Source organism: Hymenobacter daeguensis (genome assembly GCF_054780555.1).
The window spans coordinates 91781-109604 of the sequence record NZ_BAAGWC010000015.1 but is presented as its reverse complement, the minus strand read 5'-3'; the positions used below and the strand labels follow the sequence as shown (position 1 = coordinate 109604).

General features: G+C 63.1%; 21 protein-coding genes. 14 read left to right on the top strand and 7 right to left on the bottom strand.

Translation table 11 applies throughout. From position 1 onward, the window contains the following. A partial coding sequence (locus ACYVHT_RS16330) for a Rho termination factor N-terminal domain-containing protein (protein WP_460554122.1) occupies positions 1-227 on the bottom strand: 227 nt, incomplete at its 3' end. A gap of 447 nt (positions 228-674) precedes the next feature. On the opposite strand from ACYVHT_RS16330, the gene serS reads away from it, so the two are divergent. Together serS and ACYVHT_RS16320 are read left to right on the top strand one after the other, a co-directional pair. Beyond that, positions 675-1949 carry a serine--tRNA ligase gene (gene serS / locus ACYVHT_RS16325; protein WP_460554119.1) on the top strand — a complete coding sequence of 425 codons (1275 nt, stop codon included), beginning with the start codon at positions 675-677 and terminating at the stop codon, positions 1947-1949. Positions 1950-2194: 245 nt separating this feature from the next. After that, complete coding sequence (locus ACYVHT_RS16320; RefSeq protein ID WP_460554116.1) at positions 2195-2320, top strand: hypothetical protein; 126 nt, start codon at positions 2195-2197, stop codon at positions 2318-2320. A gap of 105 nt (positions 2321-2425) precedes the next feature. Here ACYVHT_RS16320 and ACYVHT_RS16315 read toward each other — a convergent pair whose 3' ends face one another. Further along, positions 2426-2692 (bottom strand): UBP-type zinc finger domain-containing protein, encoded by a 267-nt coding sequence (locus ACYVHT_RS16315; RefSeq protein ID WP_460554113.1) that lies wholly within the window; start codon positions 2690-2692, stop codon positions 2426-2428. Between the two features lie 218 nt (positions 2693-2910). On the opposite strand from ACYVHT_RS16315, the gene ACYVHT_RS16310 reads away from it, so the two are divergent. The 3 genes from ACYVHT_RS16310 to ACYVHT_RS16300 all read left to right on the top strand — a co-directional run bounded on the left by ACYVHT_RS16310 (position 2911) and on the right by ACYVHT_RS16300 (position 4973). Next, entirely contained in the window at positions 2911-3651 is a 741-nt protein-coding gene (locus ACYVHT_RS16310; RefSeq protein WP_460554110.1) for a peptidase associated/transthyretin-like domain-containing protein, read from the top strand. Positions 3652-3748: 97 nt separating this feature from the next. Further along, a complete protein-coding gene (locus ACYVHT_RS16305; protein WP_460554107.1) occupies positions 3749-4285 on the top strand; it encodes a hypothetical protein in 537 nt (178 codons plus the stop codon). After that, positions 4263-4973, top strand: coding sequence for a pirin family protein (locus ACYVHT_RS16300; RefSeq protein ID WP_460554104.1), 711 nt, complete (start codon positions 4263-4265; stop codon positions 4971-4973). Before ACYVHT_RS16305 ends, ACYVHT_RS16300 begins: the two co-directional genes overlap by 23 nt. Positions 4974-4977: 4 nt before the next feature. Here ACYVHT_RS16300 and ACYVHT_RS16295 read toward each other — a convergent pair whose 3' ends face one another. Both ACYVHT_RS16295 and polX read right to left on the bottom strand, forming a co-directional pair. Further along, entirely contained in the window at positions 4978-5985 is a 1008-nt protein-coding gene (locus ACYVHT_RS16295) for a glycosyltransferase family 9 protein (RefSeq protein ID WP_460554101.1), read from the bottom strand. Between the two features lies 1 nt (position 5986). Next, the gene (polX, locus tag ACYVHT_RS16290) at positions 5987-7744 is read right to left on the bottom strand and encodes a DNA polymerase/3'-5' exonuclease PolX (RefSeq protein WP_460554098.1); all 1758 of its coding nucleotides are present in this window, start codon (positions 7742-7744) and stop codon (positions 5987-5989) included. 139 nt (positions 7745-7883) lie between these two features. Between polX and ACYVHT_RS16285 the strand changes: the two genes are divergently transcribed. The 8 genes from ACYVHT_RS16285 to ACYVHT_RS16250 all read left to right on the top strand — a co-directional run bounded on the left by ACYVHT_RS16285 (position 7884) and on the right by ACYVHT_RS16250 (position 14856). Beyond that, the gene (locus ACYVHT_RS16285; protein ID WP_460554095.1) at positions 7884-8294 is read left to right on the top strand and encodes a lipocalin-like domain-containing protein; all 411 of its coding nucleotides are present in this window, start codon (positions 7884-7886) and stop codon (positions 8292-8294) included. Between the two features lie 171 nt (positions 8295-8465). Further along, the gene (locus ACYVHT_RS16280) at positions 8466-9131 is read left to right on the top strand and encodes a thioredoxin family protein (RefSeq protein WP_460554093.1); all 666 of its coding nucleotides are present in this window, start codon (positions 8466-8468) and stop codon (positions 9129-9131) included. 87 nt (positions 9132-9218) lie between these two features. Continuing rightward, positions 9219-10271: an FAD:protein FMN transferase gene (locus ACYVHT_RS16275; RefSeq protein ID WP_460554090.1), complete on the top strand. Its 1053-nt coding sequence runs from the start codon at positions 9219-9221 to the stop codon at positions 10269-10271. A gap of 69 nt (positions 10272-10340) precedes the next feature. Continuing rightward, positions 10341-10538: a DUF4266 domain-containing protein gene (locus ACYVHT_RS16270; RefSeq protein WP_460554125.1), complete on the top strand. Its 198-nt coding sequence runs from the start codon at positions 10341-10343 to the stop codon at positions 10536-10538. 44 nt (positions 10539-10582) lie between these two features. Next, positions 10583-11947, top strand: a complete 1365-nt coding sequence (locus tag ACYVHT_RS16265; protein WP_460554087.1) for a DUF3570 domain-containing protein — start codon at positions 10583-10585, stop codon at positions 11945-11947. A gap of 129 nt (positions 11948-12076) precedes the next feature. After that, positions 12077-12487 carry an EVE domain-containing protein gene (locus ACYVHT_RS16260; protein WP_460554084.1) on the top strand — a complete coding sequence of 137 codons (411 nt, stop codon included), beginning with the start codon at positions 12077-12079 and terminating at the stop codon, positions 12485-12487. Positions 12488-12591: 104 nt separating this feature from the next. Further along, positions 12592-14196, top strand: a complete 1605-nt coding sequence (locus ACYVHT_RS16255; protein WP_460554082.1) for a hypothetical protein — start codon at positions 12592-12594, stop codon at positions 14194-14196. Between the two features lie 105 nt (positions 14197-14301). Further along, positions 14302-14856, top strand: a complete 555-nt coding sequence (locus ACYVHT_RS16250; protein WP_460554079.1) for a DUF4252 domain-containing protein — start codon at positions 14302-14304, stop codon at positions 14854-14856. A gap of 140 nt (positions 14857-14996) precedes the next feature. Here ACYVHT_RS16250 and ACYVHT_RS16245 read toward each other — a convergent pair whose 3' ends face one another. Further along, complete coding sequence (locus ACYVHT_RS16245) at positions 14997-16292, bottom strand: Xaa-Pro aminopeptidase (RefSeq protein WP_460554076.1); 1296 nt, start codon at positions 16290-16292, stop codon at positions 14997-14999. A 150-nt stretch (positions 16293-16442) separates the two neighbouring features. Beyond that, entirely contained in the window at positions 16443-16868 is a 426-nt protein-coding gene (locus tag ACYVHT_RS16240) for a hypothetical protein (RefSeq protein WP_460554073.1), read from the bottom strand. A gap of 190 nt (positions 16869-17058) precedes the next feature. Between ACYVHT_RS16240 and ACYVHT_RS16235 the strand changes: the two genes are divergently transcribed. Next, positions 17059-17397 carry a hypothetical protein gene (locus tag ACYVHT_RS16235; RefSeq protein WP_460554070.1) on the top strand — a complete coding sequence of 113 codons (339 nt, stop codon included), beginning with the start codon at positions 17059-17061 and terminating at the stop codon, positions 17395-17397. 83 nt (positions 17398-17480) lie between these two features. On the opposite strand, the gene trxA is transcribed toward ACYVHT_RS16235, so the two are convergent. Next, positions 17481-17810 (bottom strand): thioredoxin, encoded by a 330-nt coding sequence (gene trxA / locus ACYVHT_RS16230; protein ID WP_196286315.1) that lies wholly within the window; start codon positions 17808-17810, stop codon positions 17481-17483. Between the last annotated feature and the right edge of the window lie 14 nt (positions 17811-17824).

Genomic DNA, 17824 nt, shown 5'->3' with positions numbered 1-17824 from the left:
GGCGCGGCGGCCGGTTTGGCGGCGGCCGCCGGCGCGGGGGCCGCCGCGGCGGGAGTTGGAGCCGGTGCCGCTGGTTCGGCGGGGCTGGGGTTCAGGGCCTGCTGGTCGAGGATTTTGTAAATCAAATCCTGCTTGCTGAGTCGTTTAAAGTTGCCGACGTTCAGTTGCTCGGCAATTTCTTTGAGGTCGGACAGCAGCCGGTCCTTCAACTCGTTGAGGGTGTGCATAAAGGGGATTGGTGGGAAATATCTGGCGGAATGCGAGAGGGGCTAACTGCCCATGCTGGACCGGAAGGGGTGCCAAAAGCCAACTATGGGACGGGGGCGGCAAGGCCGCAGAAATAACATTCGCAGAAGGCGCGGGCTATTGAACAATAGCAGCGCGGCGCGCAATGAACAAACAGGAAAATGAGGTGCAGAATGGGGCCGCTGGAGAATCAGCAAAGACGGGCCGGAGGCGGGCGCTACGGCCCGCTGACCCAGCCACGGCGGCCGGTTGCTAGCGCAATGTTAGCGCATTACGAACAAACTGCCAAATCGGATGCAGGCAGTTTGGGGATTAAACCACGGCGGGCCGGAAATAAGTTGCACCCCGGCGGCGGCGGTCTGGCAGCCGGCCTGTGGTGCCGGTCGGTTTTACTTACGACCTTTGCCCGGCTTACCCCAACTTGCTCCATGCTGCAACTTTCCGTTCTCCGCGACCAGACCGACCTTGTGCTGGCCGGCCTCGCCAAAAAACGCTACGCCACCGCCGAAGCCGACGTGGCCGCCATCCTCGACCTCGACCAGCGCCGCCGCGCCCTCCAAACCAGCCACGACGCCTCCCAGGCCGAAGCCAACGAGTTGGCCCGCCAAATCGGCGGCCTCATGAAATCGGGCGACAAGGCCGGGGCCGAAACCCTGAAGCTACGCACCGCCGAGCTGAAGCAGCACACCCAGGCCGCCGCCGCCGAGCTGGCCCAGGTGGAGCAGGCCCAGCAGCAGCTGCTCTACAAGCTGCCCAACCTGCCCCACGCCAGCGTGCCCGAAGGCCGCTCGGCCGCCGACAACGAGGTGGTGCGCGAGCACGGCGCCAGGCCCGAGCTGGGGCCCAACGCGCAGCCGCACTGGGACCTGATTAAGAAGTACGACATCATCGACTTCGAACTGGGCAATAAAATCACCGGCGCAGGCTTCCCGGTCTACAAAGGCCAGGGGGCCCGCTTGCAGCGCGCGCTCATCAACTTTTTCCTGGATGAGGCCCGGGCGGCCGGCTACACCGAGATGCAGCCCCCGATTCTGGTGAACGAGGCCAGCGGCTACGGCACCGGCCAGCTGCCCGATAAGGAGGGCCAGATGTACCACGACGCCAAGGATGACTTGTACCTGATTCCGACGGCGGAGGTACCGTTGACGAATATTTACCGCGACGAGATTATTCCGACCGATAAGCTGCCCATTCGCATCGCCGGCCACACGCCCTGCTTCCGCCGCGAGGCCGGCTCGTGGGGGGCCGATGTGCGCGGCCTCAACCGCCTGCACCAGTTCGACAAGGTGGAAATCGTGCAGATTACGGAGCCGGAGCACAGCTACGCCGCCCTCGATACCATGGTGGCCCACATCGAAGGCCTGCTCCAAAAGCTGGGCCTCCCCTACCGCGTGCTGCGCCTCTGCGGCGGCGACATGGGCTTCACCAGCGCCCTGACGTATGACCTTGAAGTGTGGAGCGCCGCCCAGGGCCGCTGGCTCGAAGTAAGCTCGGCTTCGAACTTCGAAACCTACCAGGCCAACCGCCTGAAGTGCCGCTACCGCGCCGAGGGCGGCAAAACCCAGCTGCTGCACACACTCAACGGCTCGGCCCTGGCCCTGCCGCGCATCGTGGCCGCGCTGCTCGAAAACAACCAGACCGCCGACGGCATCGCGCTGCCGGAGGTGCTGCACAGCTACTGCGGCTTCAGCAAGATTGGGTAGGCACCTGCCTGCCTGCCTGCCTGCCTGCCTGCCTGCCGCTGCATCGGAATACCCGGCGGAAAATCCAGCCGGGTATTCCGATGCTTTTGTGTTTTACACCTTTCAGACAACGTGCCGTTACCTTTGGCACAACGCACGGGAAACACCTCGCCAACGCGGTTGCCTATAAACGGCGAACCCCCGGCTGCTGGTAACAACCGAGGGTTCAAGAAGCAGGTGCTGACACACCTAATCTTCTTAATCAGATGGAAAAGGAACGTGCAAAATCGGAGGTTAAGTTCAAGCTTGACTTCCGAATACCCGAAGGGCTGGTAAAATGGCTTCTTTGGTTTCTGGTGGGCGGTGGAGCCTTAACAGCCGCCGAACACTGAATTAAGTAGGGTAAGGGGCTGGGCCGTGAGGTTCGGCCCCTTATTTTTTGCTTAGCAAATATACTGTGCTGGAGTTTGAGTTATTACGCCAGCCATTTTCATGGCTTAGTATTCGGCCATTTCCTCGTGCACGTAGCACCAGAGCCACCGCTCGCCGCGCTCGGCGGAGGCGATGACGGGGTGCTGCGTGGCATGGAAGTGCTTGGTGGCGTGCTTGTTCTTGGACTGGTCGCAGCAGCCGACGTGGCCGCAGTCCTGGCACACGCGCAGGTGCACCCAGGTATCGCCGAGGGCCACACACTCGGGGCAAAGGTGTTGAGAATCGGTTTTGAGGCTGGTGAGGGCTCGGAGGTGCTGGCAGGGTTCGGACATGGAGTGAAGGTAGGGAATTGCCGAAAATAATCGACCAACGGCCCGGGGCCGGGTCGGAAAACTCCTATTGCCGCATTCTCCGGCTGAAACGGCTCAACCGTCGATGCAACGCGGGCAACGGCCGACTCGGGGGCATTGGCGGGAATGAACGAGTGCAAATTTGGGTAGTCAGTCTGCAAACTCATTCATTCTTCACCGTCATTCCAACCCGCCCCGTCATGGAAAGAAAATATTTTCTGAAAAGCCTCTTCGTAGGCGCCGCCTCGGTACCGGCCCTGCTTTCGGCCTGCAGCAAAGACGACAGCGTTTCGCCTGCTTCCAGCAGCTCGGGCACCACCGGTACTACCGGCACTACCGGCACCAGCACCGGCTCGGGCAGCTGCACCGTGGCCCCGACGGAAACCGAAGGCCCATTCCCCACGCACACGCCCTCGGCCTACCTGCGCAGCGACATCACCGATGGCAAAACCGGCTACGCGCTGACCATCAACATCACCGTCACGAACAGCAACGCCAGCTGCGCGGCGCTGGCCGGCGCGTTGGTCGATATCTGGCATTGCGATGCCGAAGGCAACTATTCGGAGTACGGCGGCTCGGGCATGCAGGCCACCAACTACACCAGCGTGCACTTCCTGCGCGGCCGGCAGGTGACCAACGCGGCCGGGCAGGTCACCTTCACCAGCATTTTCCCCGGCTGGTATTCGGGCCGCGCCACGCACATCCACGTCCACGTTTATTCGGCCAGCGGCACGTCGCTGAAAGTCACCCAGATTGCCTTTCCCGAAGGCACGGGCACGGCCGTGGCCGCCGTGAACGGCTACGCCAAAGGCCTGAGCGGCTACACCTCCAACGCCTCCGACAACGTATTCAGCGACGGCGTGGCGCTGGAGCTGGCCACCGTGACGGGCAGCACCACGGCGGGCTTCCAGCTGGCCTGGGCGCTGGCGGTACCGGCGTAAACCAACGGGTTTACGTGTCGAAGACTGCGTTTTGAGCGGACGTTCTAACACTGTTTTTGCCCTTAAAACCCAGCCTTCAACACGCAACATTTCCGCCATGCCCGACCGCATCATCACGCTATGCTACCGCAAAATCATCGACGCCACGGCCACCCGGCCCTGGGACAAGCTGGTGTGGAACGACAGCTACCGGGAGTTTCGGATGCAGGCCCAGAATTTCAACCCCGGCAGCCGCTACCAGTCCTTCGGCGAATTGCTGCACTACGTGCCCACGGCCAACCGCCTGCACTTTCTGGTGAGCGGGGCCGTGACGGGCTACCTCCAGCAGCTCAACGAGCGGGTGCCGGACATTCTGGATAACCTGGGGCGGCATTTTCTGCGGTTCAGGCAGTTTCATTTTGAGCTGATTAACTCCGATATCAACGACCAGCGCAAGCACCAAGTCGCCATCAATTTCTTTTCGGAGCCGCTGGTGTGGCACGCTACCGTGGGGCAGTTTCTGCTCGTGTCGGAAGCCGGGGCCGCACCCGGCCCGGCGGGCGAAACGCTCACGCACCTCGTGCCGCTACAGCCTTTCCTCAGCATTCACGCCATTCAAGCGCCTACGTCCGATGATACCGCAAACGCCGGGTAAAATCTTCCTTGCCGCCGAGCGGGGCCTGACCGAATCGGACCGGTTCCGGCGGTACAGCACGTTTAATTTCGGGCCGTGGGCGCACGCGCACAAAGGGCCGTTTGGCCGGCTCTACGGGCTGAATGAGGAAACCCTGGCCGGCAATCACACCTTGCATTTCACGGTGGCTGAGGCGTCGCACGTCCTCATCATGCCGCTGGCCGGGGCCGTGGAGCTGGGCTGCGCCGGGATGCCGGCAACGACCATCGGGGTTGAGGAAACCTTGCTGCTCACGCTGCCCGCCGGCAGCGTGCTGCAGGTCGGCAACCCGTTTGCGACGGAGCTGGTGGGCTTTCTACACATCTGGCTGCTGGCCGATGCGCCGGTTTCGGCAGTGACGGCACAGCAAGCACCTTTTCGCTTTGCCGATTCACCAAGCGCCTTGATGCCCTTATTTCTGGCTGCGCCGGGCCGGCCGCTGGCGGCAAGCATAGGCCAGTTTGCAGGACGCCGAGAGGCCATTTACCGGCCTTCCAGCCCAGCGGCAAGCGTGTATGCTTTTGTGCTGGCCGGCGCGTTTGAGGTTGAAGGCCGCCTGATGCACGAAAAAGATGGCCTGGCGCTGTGGGATACCGCAGAATTTGAATTGGAAGCGTTGAGCAACGATGCCGTGGTTCTGGTATTGGAACTACTGCCGTCTGCAACCTGAATTCTCAACGATTGGCTGGAATGACTGGCCAGCTCAGGTCCAGCACCTGCTCGCGCATGCACCTGAAATGCCCCTGAGGGCACTTCGCAAAGCCAATTTTGGAGCAGGGCCGGCAGCTCAGCCCCTGCACTTCCAGATTTTGGTGCTCGGTGCGAAACGGGTACATGCCGAACTCCGGCACCGTGTTGCCCCACACGCTGAAAACCGGCTTGCCAAAGGCGGCGGCAATGTGCATCAGCCCGGTATCGTGGCTCACCACAAATTGCGCCTGCCGCACCAGCGAGGCCGACTGATGCAGCGAGTAGCGCCCGCAGCCGTTTTCAATGGGTGAATGGGTGGATGGGTGAATGGGTGAATTGTTTTCGGCCATGGCCTTGATGATGGCCTCGGCGGCCGGGGCATCTTCGGGGCCACCCAGTAGCATGATGGGGCGCGGGGCCAGGCGCCGGCACAGCTCCACCAGCTTCTCCGGCGGCAGGCGCTTGGTGGCGTGCTGTGCGCCAATGGCCACGGCCACGTACCCCTGCCGAAACGGCGCGGGCAGCGTGTCTGGCGCGATTTCCTGATTTTCTGGAATGAAATAATCGAGGCCCCGGCCGTCGTCCTTCACGCCCAGCGGCGCAGCGGCGGCCAGGTAGCGCTGCACAATGTGCACGTCGGGCAGGCGGTTGATTTTGAAGTTGACCAGCAGCCACTTCTGCCAGTTCAGCTTGTCGAAGCTGCTCGATTTCACGCCCAGCCGCAGCTTGATGAGGCGGGTACGCAGGTTGTGGTGCAGGTCAACCACGTAGTCGAACCGCTCGGCTTTCAGCTGCGCCACCAGCTCGCCCAGGCTGCCGGTCAGGCAGTGCACTTTGGCGATGTACGGGTTGGGCTCCAGCAGGCTGCGGTAGGCGGGCTTGGTGGCCATGTGCACCTCCGCGCCCGGCACTTGCTGCGCCAGCGCCCGCAGCACGGGCGTGGTGAGCACAATGTCGCCGATGGAGGAAAAGCGGAGAACGAGGATTTTCACGCTATTCGAACAACGACTTCTTGTATTCCAGCGGCGGCTTGATGTTCGCCTTACGCGCCTCAAAATAGGCCGCCACTTCCTGCACCGTCCTGGCGTTGAAAGTCATTTCCTTCGTCAGATGGCCTTTGCGGCCCATCAGCACGCCATAGCGCATGTCTTCGTAGCCGTTGGTGTGGTGGGCATCGGGGTTGATGCTGAGCATCACGCCCTGGTCCAGGGCGTAGCGCACCCAGCGCCAGTCCAGGTCCAGCCGCCAGGGGTTGGCGTTGATTTCGATGATGACCTGGTGCTTGGCGCAGGCATCGATAACCGCCTTGTAATCGATGGGGTAGCCCTGGCGGCGCAGCAGCAGGCGGCCCGTGGGGTGCCCCAGCATGGTGGTGTAGGGGTTTTCGATGGCGCGGAGCAGGCGCTCGGTAGCCTTACGCTCGTCCATTTTCAGGTTGGAATGGACGCTGGCCACGATGAAGTCGAAGCTGGCGAGCACGTCGCCGGGGTAGTCGAGCGCGCCGTCGCTGAGGATGTCGCTCTCAATGCCTTTGAAAATGCGGAACGGGGCCAGCTCGGCATTCAACTGGTCGATTTCGCGGTGCTGCTGGCGCACGCGCTCCGCGCTCAGGCCGTTGGCGTAGTGAGCGGCCTGGCTGTGGTCGCACAGACCGAGGTACTCGTAGCCGTGGTCGCGCAGCCAGGTGGCCATCTCGCGGATGCTGTGGTTGCCGTCGGACCAGGTGCTGTGGTTGTGCAGCGAGCCGCGCAGGTCGCCGTCTTCGAGCAGGCGGGGCAGCTTTTTCTCGGCAGCGAGAGCTATTTCGCCCCGGCCCTCGCGCAGCTCGGGCACAATGAACTGCAGGCCGGCTTTCTCATAAAGCGCCTCTTCCTGCTGGAACTTCTCGCGCCGCGCCCACTGGCGCAAGGTGAATGGCTGAATGGCTGAATGGGTGGATGGCTGAATGGTTTCGTCCAGGTGCCCGGGCGCGGCCGAATTCAGAAATACTTCGGTGGTGAAATCCTCGGGCGCCACCAGCAGCACTTCCACGTGCACCCCCGACTCGGTAGCCGTGCCGCGCCAGGCAAACGGGCCCGAGCGGCGCGGGTCGGGCGTGAGGCCGGCCAGGCCGTTGAGCAGCTGATGCGCTTTTTCGCGCTTGTCCGTTGCCACCACCAGCCGCACGGTTTCCACGGTTTCGAGGCGGCGGCGGATTTCGCCGGCCACGGCCACCTGCCCGGTGTGCAGGGTTTCGCGCAGGTGCCGGGCAAGGTCGTCGGCCAGGGTTTCGGCCTGCGGGTAGAGCAGCTTGCCCTTGCTCTGGCCGGCAAATTCCATGGCTTCGAGAATGCCTTCCTGGGTCTTTTTGCCGAAGCCCTTGAGCTTGCTCACCTGGTCGCTTTCGGCGGCTTCGCGCAGCTGCCCGGTGGTTTCGATGCCCAGCTCCCGCCACAGGGCGCGGATTTTCTTCGGGCCAATGCCCTTGATGCCCAGCATCTCGACCACGCCGGGCGGCGTGACATCGAGCAGGCGCTGCAGGTCCGAAAACGTGCCGGTATCGAGCAGCTCGGCCACTTTGGCGGCGGCGGTCTTGCTCAGGCCGGTGCGGTCGGGCAGGCCGGCGCGCTCCACCTCTGCCACCGGAAAGCTCAGGGCGTCGAGGGCGTTGGCCGTGCCTTCGATGGCGCGGATTTTAAAGGGGTTTTCGTCGTGCAGCTCCATCAGCTGGGCGGCCAGCTTGAAGGCGCGGGTCAGGGCGCGGTTATCCACGGGGTCAGCATTTTTTTGTGGGCACGAATGTAGCTTACCCGAGTGCTTACGTGGCGGAGGCGCGGCCGGCCGCCCCGCGGCCCCGCCACGTAAGCCCGTTGCGGGCTGCCATATCAGCCATTCATTTTACCCAATTCCGATGTTGAAAATTCCTTGTTTCTGGCGGCCGTTGCCGCTCATGCTTGGGCTGCTGGCGGCCTGCCAGCACCACAAGCCGGCCGTGGTCACGTCCTCGCCGGCCTCGATGAAGCAGCTGGAGGGCACCTGGCTGGAATCGCACGAGGAAAACCACGGCGACACGCTGGTGTACCGGCCCAACACCTATAAGTTTCCTCCGGCGCGGGGGCGCACGGGCTTCGCCATCAAGCCGTTCGGCCGGTTCGAGCAGTTCGACATTGCCCCCACCGACGGCCTCACCGGCCGCGAAGGCACCTGGACGGCCGAGGGCGATACCCGCCTCATCATTCACCTCAACGACGGCCAGACGCCCAACTACACGCTCGAAGTTGTTTCGCTTCGGCAAAAGGTGCTGAAGCTGCGGCGGCAGTAGCCTGCAGCCGGGCGGCTTTTCACCGGGTATTCACGAACTGGCAAGACCTTTGAAATAGCAGGCCCGGCTGCTGGCGGCGGCATTTTCAACCTCTGCCACTCGTCCCCGTAGAACTTCCGCCATCACCAGCACCGTTGTCGCGGTGCGTCACTTTTGCTTTTCCTTCAAACCATGCTTTTCATCCCCACCTCCCGCTTGCTGCGCGCGTTTGCGCTGGCCGGCATCGTTGGCGCCAGCCTTGGCACGGCGCAGGCCCAAAAAACCACCGTCAAAGCCAAAAACGACAAGATTAAGACCAAAACCACTGATGCGGCTGGCACCACGGTGGCCAAAAGCAAAACCGTGATTGCGGCACCGGACGCCCCGCAGCCGGTGACGCTGACTGCTTCGGCCCCGCAAGTTGCGGAGGTGACCACGGCCCTGGCGGCGGCCCCGGCGGCCGAAGGCATCACCGGCTGGATTACCGACCTTGGCGCGGCCCAGGCCCAGGCCAAAGCCACCAACCGGCCCATCCTGGCGGTTTTTTCGGGCTCCGACTGGTGCAAGCCCTGCATTATGTATGAGCAGGAAGTATTTGCCAAGCCCGAGTTTGCCGCGTATGCCAAGGACAAGCTGGTGCTGGCCCACTTCGATTTTCCGCGCCTGAAAAAAAACCAGCCCAGCGCCGCCCAGCTCAAGCTCAACGAGGCCGCCGCCGCCCAGCTCAACCGCGAGGGCGACTTCCCGCTGGCCGTCGTCATCGCCCCCGATGGCAAGGTGCTGGCCAAAACCGGCTACATTGCCGGCGGGCCGGCGGCTTTCGAGGCCTATCTGAAAAAGGTAGTACCCTCACTTTAAACGTCTTTTCATAAAAGTTCTGAACCTGCGTAGGGGTAGGCTGCGGCTGCGGTATCTCTTCGTTGTCGCACTGCTCAATTCGCCCCCATGCCACGCTGTAAACCCGGCCCGCTCCTTACGCTGCTGCTTGCCTTGCTGTGGGGGCGCGCCCGGTGTGCCCGGGCCCAAAGCGCCGGCTTTCAGCGCCATACGTTCACGCGCAGCGCCCACCTCATGGGCTCGCACTTCACCTTCACGGTGGTGGCCGAGAATGACTCGGCCGGGCAGCGGGCCCTGCGGGCCGGCCTGGGCGAGGTGAAGCGCATCGACCGGCTGATGTCGTTCTGGGATTCGACCTCCGAAGTGGTGCGCATCAACCGCATGGCCGGGGTGAAACCGGTGGCCGTGTCAGCCGAAACCTTCGATTTGATAACCCGCACGCTGCGCCTGTCCAGGCTCAGCGACGGGGCCTTCGACATCACCTTCGCCAGCGCCGACAAGCTGTATAAGTTCGACCGGCAGGCCCACGCCGCACTGCCCGATTCGGCGGCCATTCGGGCGTCGGTGCGGCGCATTGGCTGGCAGAAAATCAGGCTCGATGCCGCCGCACACACGGTTTTCCTGCCCGAAAAAGGGATGCGCATCAACCTGGCGGGCATTCTGCAGGGCTACGGCCTGCGCCGGGCCAAGCAGGTGCTCGACCAGCTGGGCATCAAAGGCGGGCTGATGAACGGCTCGGGCGACATCTACTGCTGGGGCCGGCAGGCCGACGGCTCGCTCTGGCGCGTGGCCATCGGCGACCCCGACCACCCCAACAGCGTGGCCGCCTGGGTCGATGTGACGGACATGGCCGTGGTGACGGCCGGCAACTACGAGCAATACTTCACAGTAGGCAAGCAGGTGTATGGCCACATCATCAACCCGCACACTGGCTACCCGTCGGTGGGCCTGCGCTCGGTCACCATTCTCTGCCCCGACGTGGAGCTGGCCGATGGCCTGGATGAAGTTGTTTTCGTAAAAGGCCCGACCGCCGGTCTGGCGTTCATCAACAGCCTGAAAGGCGTGGACTGTACGTTGATAACCGACGACAATAAAACCCTGACCTCAAGGGGCATGACGCTGAACTACTACCACGGCGCAGCCCCGGCCACCCATCCCTGATTTTCCGTATCTGATTCGATTGCTGTGAGAAAAACCCTGCCCTCCGTTCGTTTGCGCCTTGTGCTGGCGCTGGTGCTGCTGCCCCTGGCGGCGGCCCTGCCCGGCTGCGTGTCGGTGAAAGCCTACCAGAAAGTGTACCTCAACGACGAGGACATGAAGCTGGCCAGCAAAACCGTGGAAACGCCCGAAACCAATTTTGAGAGCTACCGCGAAGGGGCCGGCGGGGCCAACGGCGGCAAAGTGGGCGGCGGCTGCGGCTGCAACTAGCCGTGAGCACGACGGGCATCATCAGACCAAAAAAATATTCCTACGTGAAACACCCCCTGCTACTCCTGGCCCTGTGCACCCTGGCGGCTCCGGCGCTGGCCCAGACCGGCACCACCCAAAACCCCAACCGCATCGACGGCTACGGGGCCCCCGTGAGCCCATCGGTGCCGGTGAACCGGGCGGCCGATGAGGCCACCATCGACATCATCGGCGGCTACTACCAGCAGACGGGCAGCCACGGCGCGGTGGAAGGCGGGCGCGGCACCCAGCAGCTGACGGATGTGCCGCCGGCCATCATCGTGAACGTGCCGCTGGATACCGTGAGCCGGCTTTCGGTGAACGTGGGGGCCGATTTTTACTCCTCGGCCTCGACCGACCGGATTGACTTTGCATTGAGCACGCCCTCGGCGCACGACGTGCGCTACCACGGCGATTTTGGCTACAGCCGCGAGCAAAAGGCCAGGGGCACCATCTGGGGCGTGGGCGCGGGCGTGTCGAAGGAATATGACTACCTCTCGTTCAACGTAACCGGCTCTTTCGCCAAAACCTCGCAGGACGGCAACCGCCAGCTCAGCCTCGCCGGCCAAGTGTTCTTCGACCAGGTAACGCTGATTACGCCGCTGGAGCTGCGCACGGGCTACACGGCCGGCAGCACGGCCACGCGCGGCGAAAAGAACTACGGCAGCGATACGCGCCAGACCTACAACTTCACGGCCACTTACTCGCAGGTGCTCACCAAGCGGCTGCAGGCGGCCATTAGCACCGAGCTGGTGTCGCAGAACGGGTTGCTGAGTACGCCGTTTCACCGGGTGTATTTCCGGGATAACCCCGACCCGAACCTGGCCCCGGCCGTGGGCGGCGACTTCTCGGCGCGCTTCCCCACGGCGGCGCGCATCGAGGCGCTGCCCCGCTCGCGCTTCAAGTACCCGGTGAGCCTGCGGCTGAACTACTACGCCACCGACCTGCTCCAGATTCGGGGCTTCTACCGGTTCTACAACGACAATTTCGGCATCACGGCCCACACCCTGGAGCTGGAAGTGCCGGTGAAGGTGACGCCGTTTTTCGTGCTCTACCCCTTCTACCGCTACCATACCCAGACGGCCGCCACGTACTTTGCGCCGTTCGCACAGCACTCCGTGAGCGACACGTACTACACGTCGGACTACGACCTGTCAGCTTTTTCGGCCAATAAAGTGGGCCTTGGGCTGCGCTACTCGCCGGTGTATGGCATCGGGCGCTTCCATGTGCCGGGCAAGAATGCGCAGGGCCTGCCCCGCGTGATGCGCTTCAAGTCGCTGGATTTGCGCTACGCCCACTACCAGCAAACGGGCTCGTCCATTTACGCCGCCCAGGACCGCGCCGACCTCCTTGCCAACATCATCAGCTTCGACCTGGGCTTTGCGCTGTAGCGCCCGGCGCGGATAGCTTTCGAATTTATTTCCTTTGCGGTGTGCAAACCAGCGGCCGGCCGGCATCTATGCCAGTGCCGGCCGTTTGTGTGTCGCCGCATTCGTCCATTCCCTCATTCCCTCCCTGCTTTGAAGCACTGGCTCGTTAAATCTGAACCCGAAGCGTATTCCTGGACCACCTTTGTGCAGGAAGACGGCACCGCCTGGACCGGGGTGCGCAACTACCAGGCCCGCAACAACCTGAACCTCATGCAGCCCGGCGACCTCGTGCTGTTTTACCACAGCGTGAGCGAAAAGGCCGTGGTGGGCATTGCCGAAGTGGCCGCCCCGGCCGCCCCCGATGCCACCGCCGAAGCCGGCTCGCCCTGGGTGGCCGTGCACCTGCGCCCGGTGCAGCCCCTGCCCCGCCCCGTGGCGCTGGCCCAGCTCAAGGCCGATGCCCGGCTGGCCGAGCTGGCGCTGCTGCGGCAGTCGCGGCTGTCGGTGCTGCCGGTGCGGCCCGAGGAGTTTGACGCCATTCTGGCGCTGGGGGCAAATTGAGCAGCCGGCCGCCGATACCAAACGCCGCATTTGGCCGTAACTTTCGTGTGTTGCCTGCTCAGCCGGGCTCGGGTATTTCCAGTTGCTTTTCACAGCGTACGGGCATGAAACTCCGCTACTTTCTACTGCTGACATTGCTGGGCCACCTGGCGGGTGCCCCCGGCCTGCACGCCCAGCGGCGGGGTGCGCCGGCCCCGCCTCCCCCGCCCGGTGCGCCCGTCCAGACGGCCCGCACCGAGCTGCCGCTGGTGCCTTCCGAAAGCGAAGTGCACGTGCAGGCCCTGCCCGCCGATAGCACCGTGGTGCTGCTGATAGGCCGCAACAAGCCCCTGTCCAGCAAGAGCACCTACGTGTTTCAGTGCTACGACCAACTGCTGCACCTGCGGCAGGAGTCGGCGCTGGAAGTGCCCGATGAGTTCGATTTCACCCGCATGTGCGCCGAAGAAAACACGGTGTATGCCCTGTTTTCTTCGCGCAGCACGCCCGGCCGCCTGTGGGTGGCCGCCTACAACGGCCGCCTCGCCCAAACCCGCACCCAGCAGTTCGACACCAAGCTGAGCCGCGAGATTGTGGAGCTGAAAGCCCTCGATGGGCGCCTGTTTGCCACGGTGCTGCTCAACGACCAGCAGCACGTCACGGCCATGCTGCTCGACGTAGCCACCGGCCAGATGCAGTACCTGCCCTCGGTGTACGAGCCGCTGCCCACCCAGCTCACCTTCGTGGCCGACGCTGCCACCCGCCGCGCCGAGTACGTGCTGAGCCAGACCAACGGCCGCAAAAGCCGCCTGCTGCTCAAGCAGCTGACGGAAAAAGGCCAGCTCGTCAGCTCCGAATTCGTGCAGGCCGAGAGCGACCGCAGCCTCATCACGGCCCAGGTGACGCCGCCGCAGGACACCACCGCCCGCCTGCTGATGGGCACCTACTCGCTGCGCGACCCCACCTACGCGCAGGGCCTGTTTGCCACCGACCTGGGCGCTGCCGCCAGCGTCGGAACCAAGGCTCCGCTGCGCTTCTACGACTTCCTGCACCTCAAGCATTTTTTCGATTACCTCAAGCCCAGCCGCCAGGCCCGGCTGCGGCGGCGCACCGAGCGGCGCATTGCCCGCGCCGTGCCGCCGCTGCGCTGGCACTATCGGCTGCTGCTGCACGAACTGCTGCCCCAGCCCGACGGCGGCTATGTGCTGGTGGCCGAAGTGTATTACCCGCACTACCGCTACAACAGCTACGGCACCTACATTGGCCCCAGCAACAGCCTTGGCAACCAATACGGGACTTCCCCCTACGCCAATTCCCGCATCTTCGATGGCTACCAGACCACGCACGCGCTGGTGTGTGGCTTCGACCGCACCGGGGCGCTGCTGTGGGACAATATCTTCGTGGTGGAGAACCTGCGCCGGTCCGAGCTGGAAGAAGGCGTGCGCCTGCGCGCCCTGCCCGATGGCCGCCTCGTGCTGGCCTATCTCGACGAAGATAAGCTGCGCTACAAAGTAATAAACCGCGCCGAAGCCGGCCCCAACGACCAGCAGGTGCCCATCCGGACGGGCGTGGCGGCCAACGGCACCGCCCTCCCCGAGCGCACCGCCGACACTTCGCAGGCCGACCTGCTGCCGTGGTTTGGCAGCCGCTTTGTGGCCACCGGCTACCAGCGCGTGCACGTAGACCACGGCCCCGACCGCGAGGTGTTCTTTCTGAACTCGGTGGTGTTTTAGCGCCTCAGCACGGCAGCCGGATAGGGAGCACCAGGCCGAGGGGCGCCGCGGCATGGCGTTTTGCTTTTCATTTGCGTACTGATTCTTTCACCTCATCTTCCTTGCATGCTCAACAAACTCTGTCTTCCCTTCCTCTTCGTGTTTCTGCTGCTGGTGGGCTGCCGCGCCGGCGGTCCCGGCACCCCGGCCAAAACCGTGGCCTCGTTTTTCTCGAAATATGACGGCCGCGAAGGCTTTAAAACCACCGAATGGTCGGCCGACTTACTGCAGCGCCTGGCCCTGGTGAAAGCCGCCAAGCTCCTCGGCGGCTCCGACCTCACCAACGGCATCACCGGCATTCGTTCGGCCCGGGTCATCAGCTTCACGCCTACCACCGCCTCGGCCAAAGAGCTGGCGGCGCAGGGCTTGCGGGCCGAAGCGGCCGGTATCTTACAAAACAACAAGTACGACCCGCTTTCCACGGCCGGCTTCGGCGGCAGCAACTACGCCATTTCTACGCGGGGCTCGGGCAATAGCGTGTCGGAATTCGCCGGCCTCGGCAGCCTGCCCGATGTGGCCGATTCGTTCGTGCTTGTGTCAGTCCAGGGCAATTTCACCAAATCGCAGGTAGAGGCGCTGGCGAAGTACCTCCCGCAGCTGGTGCAGGCAACGGCTAAATAGCGCCTGGCACCCAGACAAAAACGAACGTCCTGCCGGGCGCAGCCGAAGCAGCTCTACCCACGAAAGTAAATGATTACTTCTGCGGGTAGAGCTGCTTCGGCTGCACCCGGCAGGACGTTCTGATTTTCAGCCAGATAAGCCTAGCGGCCCTTCGCCATCAGGTCCTCAATCGTATCGGCTTGCAGCGGAATATCGGCCATCAGGTCCTCGTTGCCGGTGGCGGTGATGAGGATGTCATTCTCCAGGCGAATGCCCAGGCCCTCTTCGGGGATGTAGATGCCCGGCTCCACGGTGTACACCATGCCGGGCTCGAAGGTGCGGTATTTGTAGCCCACGTCGTGAACGTCGAGGCCCAGGTAGTGGCTGGTGCCGTGCATGAAATATTTCTTGTAGAGCGGCGCGGCGGGGTCCTGGTTTTTCACGTCGGCGGCATTCAGCAGGTCCAGCTTAATGAGCTCCTGCTCCATGCACTCGCCCACCTGCTTGTGGTATTCCTCAATTTCGTTGCCGGCCACGAGGCGGGTTTTGGCGAAGGCCATCACGGCCAGCACCGAGTCGTATACCTGGCGCTGGCGGGTGGTGAACTTGCCATTGACGGGAATCGAGCGCGAGAGGTCGGCCGCGTAATTGGCGTATTCGGCCCCGAAGTCGAGCAGAATCACGTCGCCGTCCTGGCACTGGTTGTCGTTGGTGGTGTAGTGCAGCACGTTGGCATTTTTGCCGCTGGCCACAATGCTGCCGTAGGCCGGCCCGCGGCTGCGGTTGCGCATGAACTCGTGCACGATTTCGGCCTCAATCTCAAACTCCCACACGCCCGGCTTCACAAAGCCCAGCAGCCGCCGAAACGCCTTGCCCGTGATGTCGCAGGCCTGGCGCATCACCCGGATTTCCTCGGGGCTCTTGATGGCGCGCAGCTGGTGCAGCAGGCGGGCGGCGCGGCGGTAGTTGTGCAGCGGGTACTGGCTCTGCAGCATTTTGATGAAGCGGGCATCGCGCGTTTCCACCTCCACCACGGCCCGAATGTGCTCATTCGAGTTCAGGTACACGTTTTCGGCCTCGTTCATCAGCGCGGGCAGCACCGATTTGAAGCTCTCGAGCCACATAATGGTCCGGATGCCGGAGTTCTGGCGCGCCTCGTCCTTGGTCAGCTTGTAGCCTTCCCAGATGAGAATGTGCTCCGACGTTTCCTTCAGAAACAGGATTTCGCGGTGCTGCGGCAGGCGGGCATCCGGAAAAATCACGAGAATGCTTTCCTCCTGGTCCACGCCGCTGAGGTAGAACAGGTCGTTGTTCTGCCGGAAGGCCATGGTGCCGTCGGCATTGGTCGGCATGATGTCGTTCGACTGGAAGATGGCCAGCGAGGCCGGCGGCAGCAGCTCGCGAAAACGGCGGCGGTTTTCTACGAAAAGCTCGGGAGCAAGGGGGGCGTAGCGCATAGAGAAACGAGGTTGGGAATGAGGGGCGCAAGTTAGGCAGCCGGCTGCGGCAAAGCTGTGCAACCCATCGGCCCCAGCCCGTCTGAGCAATAAAAAAAGCCCTTGCCAGCTGCAGGCAAGGGCTTGGTGAGAGCTAGCAGCGCGTAGCCCCTACATTTTGGTGGTTGATTTCACCGTCGTTTTATTGGCTTTGTAGCGCATATCGGGTGTGCCGTCGGCTTTCATCGGGCCGGTGGTTTTGGTGGTTTTGTTCTCCTTATAGCGCATGTCGGCGGTACCATCGGCCTTCACGTGCGTGCTGCTGGAGGTCGACGACGTTTTGGTCATGCCCGAGGGCGTGGTCATGGTGCTCGACTTGCTCATCGTGCCCGCGCTTTTGGTCGTGGTCGATGATTTCGACATGCCCGCTGGGTTTTGCATGGTGCTCGACTTCGTGGTCACTTTCGTGCCTGGCTGGGTCGTTTTGGTAGTCGTGGTTTTCGACGAGCTGCTCATCGTAGCAGCCGGGGCCTGGGCCTGGGAAACCGTGCTGCCCAGCAGGCTCAGGGAAAGGAGGAAACCAAAAATGCGTTTCATAATAAGGATGTAATGAAGGGTGAGAGATGGGCCTCCTACGGGGCTTCGGGCTTCGTAGTTGGCTGGTAATGTAGTAATTTTTCCAGCAGCAGCTCCCGGGTCGGAGCTTATTGCCAGCCCGGATTAAACCTCATCCTACGCGCCGCATCCAACCGCCATCTTTCCTCCACTCATTCCCCTTACTTATCCCATGAAAAAATCCCTGTTTTCGCTCGTAGCCGCCCTCGGCCTGCTCACGGTTTCGCACCTGGCCGCCGCCCAAACGGCCACGCTCGGCATCAACGCCCGCCAGCGCAACGAGCGCGCCCGCATCAACCAGGGCGTGGCCAGCGGCGAGCTCACCCGTACCGAAGCAGCCCGGATGCGCGGCCGCGAAGCCGAAATCCGCCAGGACAAGCGCGCGGCCAAATCCGACGGCGTGGTCACCCGCGACGAGCGCCAGGACATCCGGCAGGACGAGCGCCAGGCCAGCCGCGCCATCTACCGCCAAAAGCACGATGCCCAGGTGCGGCCCCGCGTAGTGCGCTAGCTTGCGCCGCCGCCCAGAAGCCAAAAAGCCCCGCGCCAGTCTAGCGCGGGGCTTTTTTATTCCGAAGAGCCGGTGGCCGGTGGTTAGGCCGTTACCTGGGCTTCGAGTTTTTGGGCGAGCACGTGCTTGGGCACTGCGCCTACTTGTTTGTCAACGATTTGGCCGTTTTTGAAAACCAGCAGCGTGGGAATGCTGCGGATACCGAACTTCATGGAAGTCTGGGGGTTGGCATCCACGTCTACTTTGCCTACCACGACTTTGCCTTCGTACTCGCCGGCCAGCTCTTCTACCACGGGGCCTACCATGCGGCAGGGGCCGCACCATTCGGCCCAGAAGTCAACCAATACGGGCTTGTCGCCGCCGATGATTTCTTCGAAGTTGGCGTCGGTTATTTCAATTGCTTTGTGTCCCATTTCAATTTGGGTTG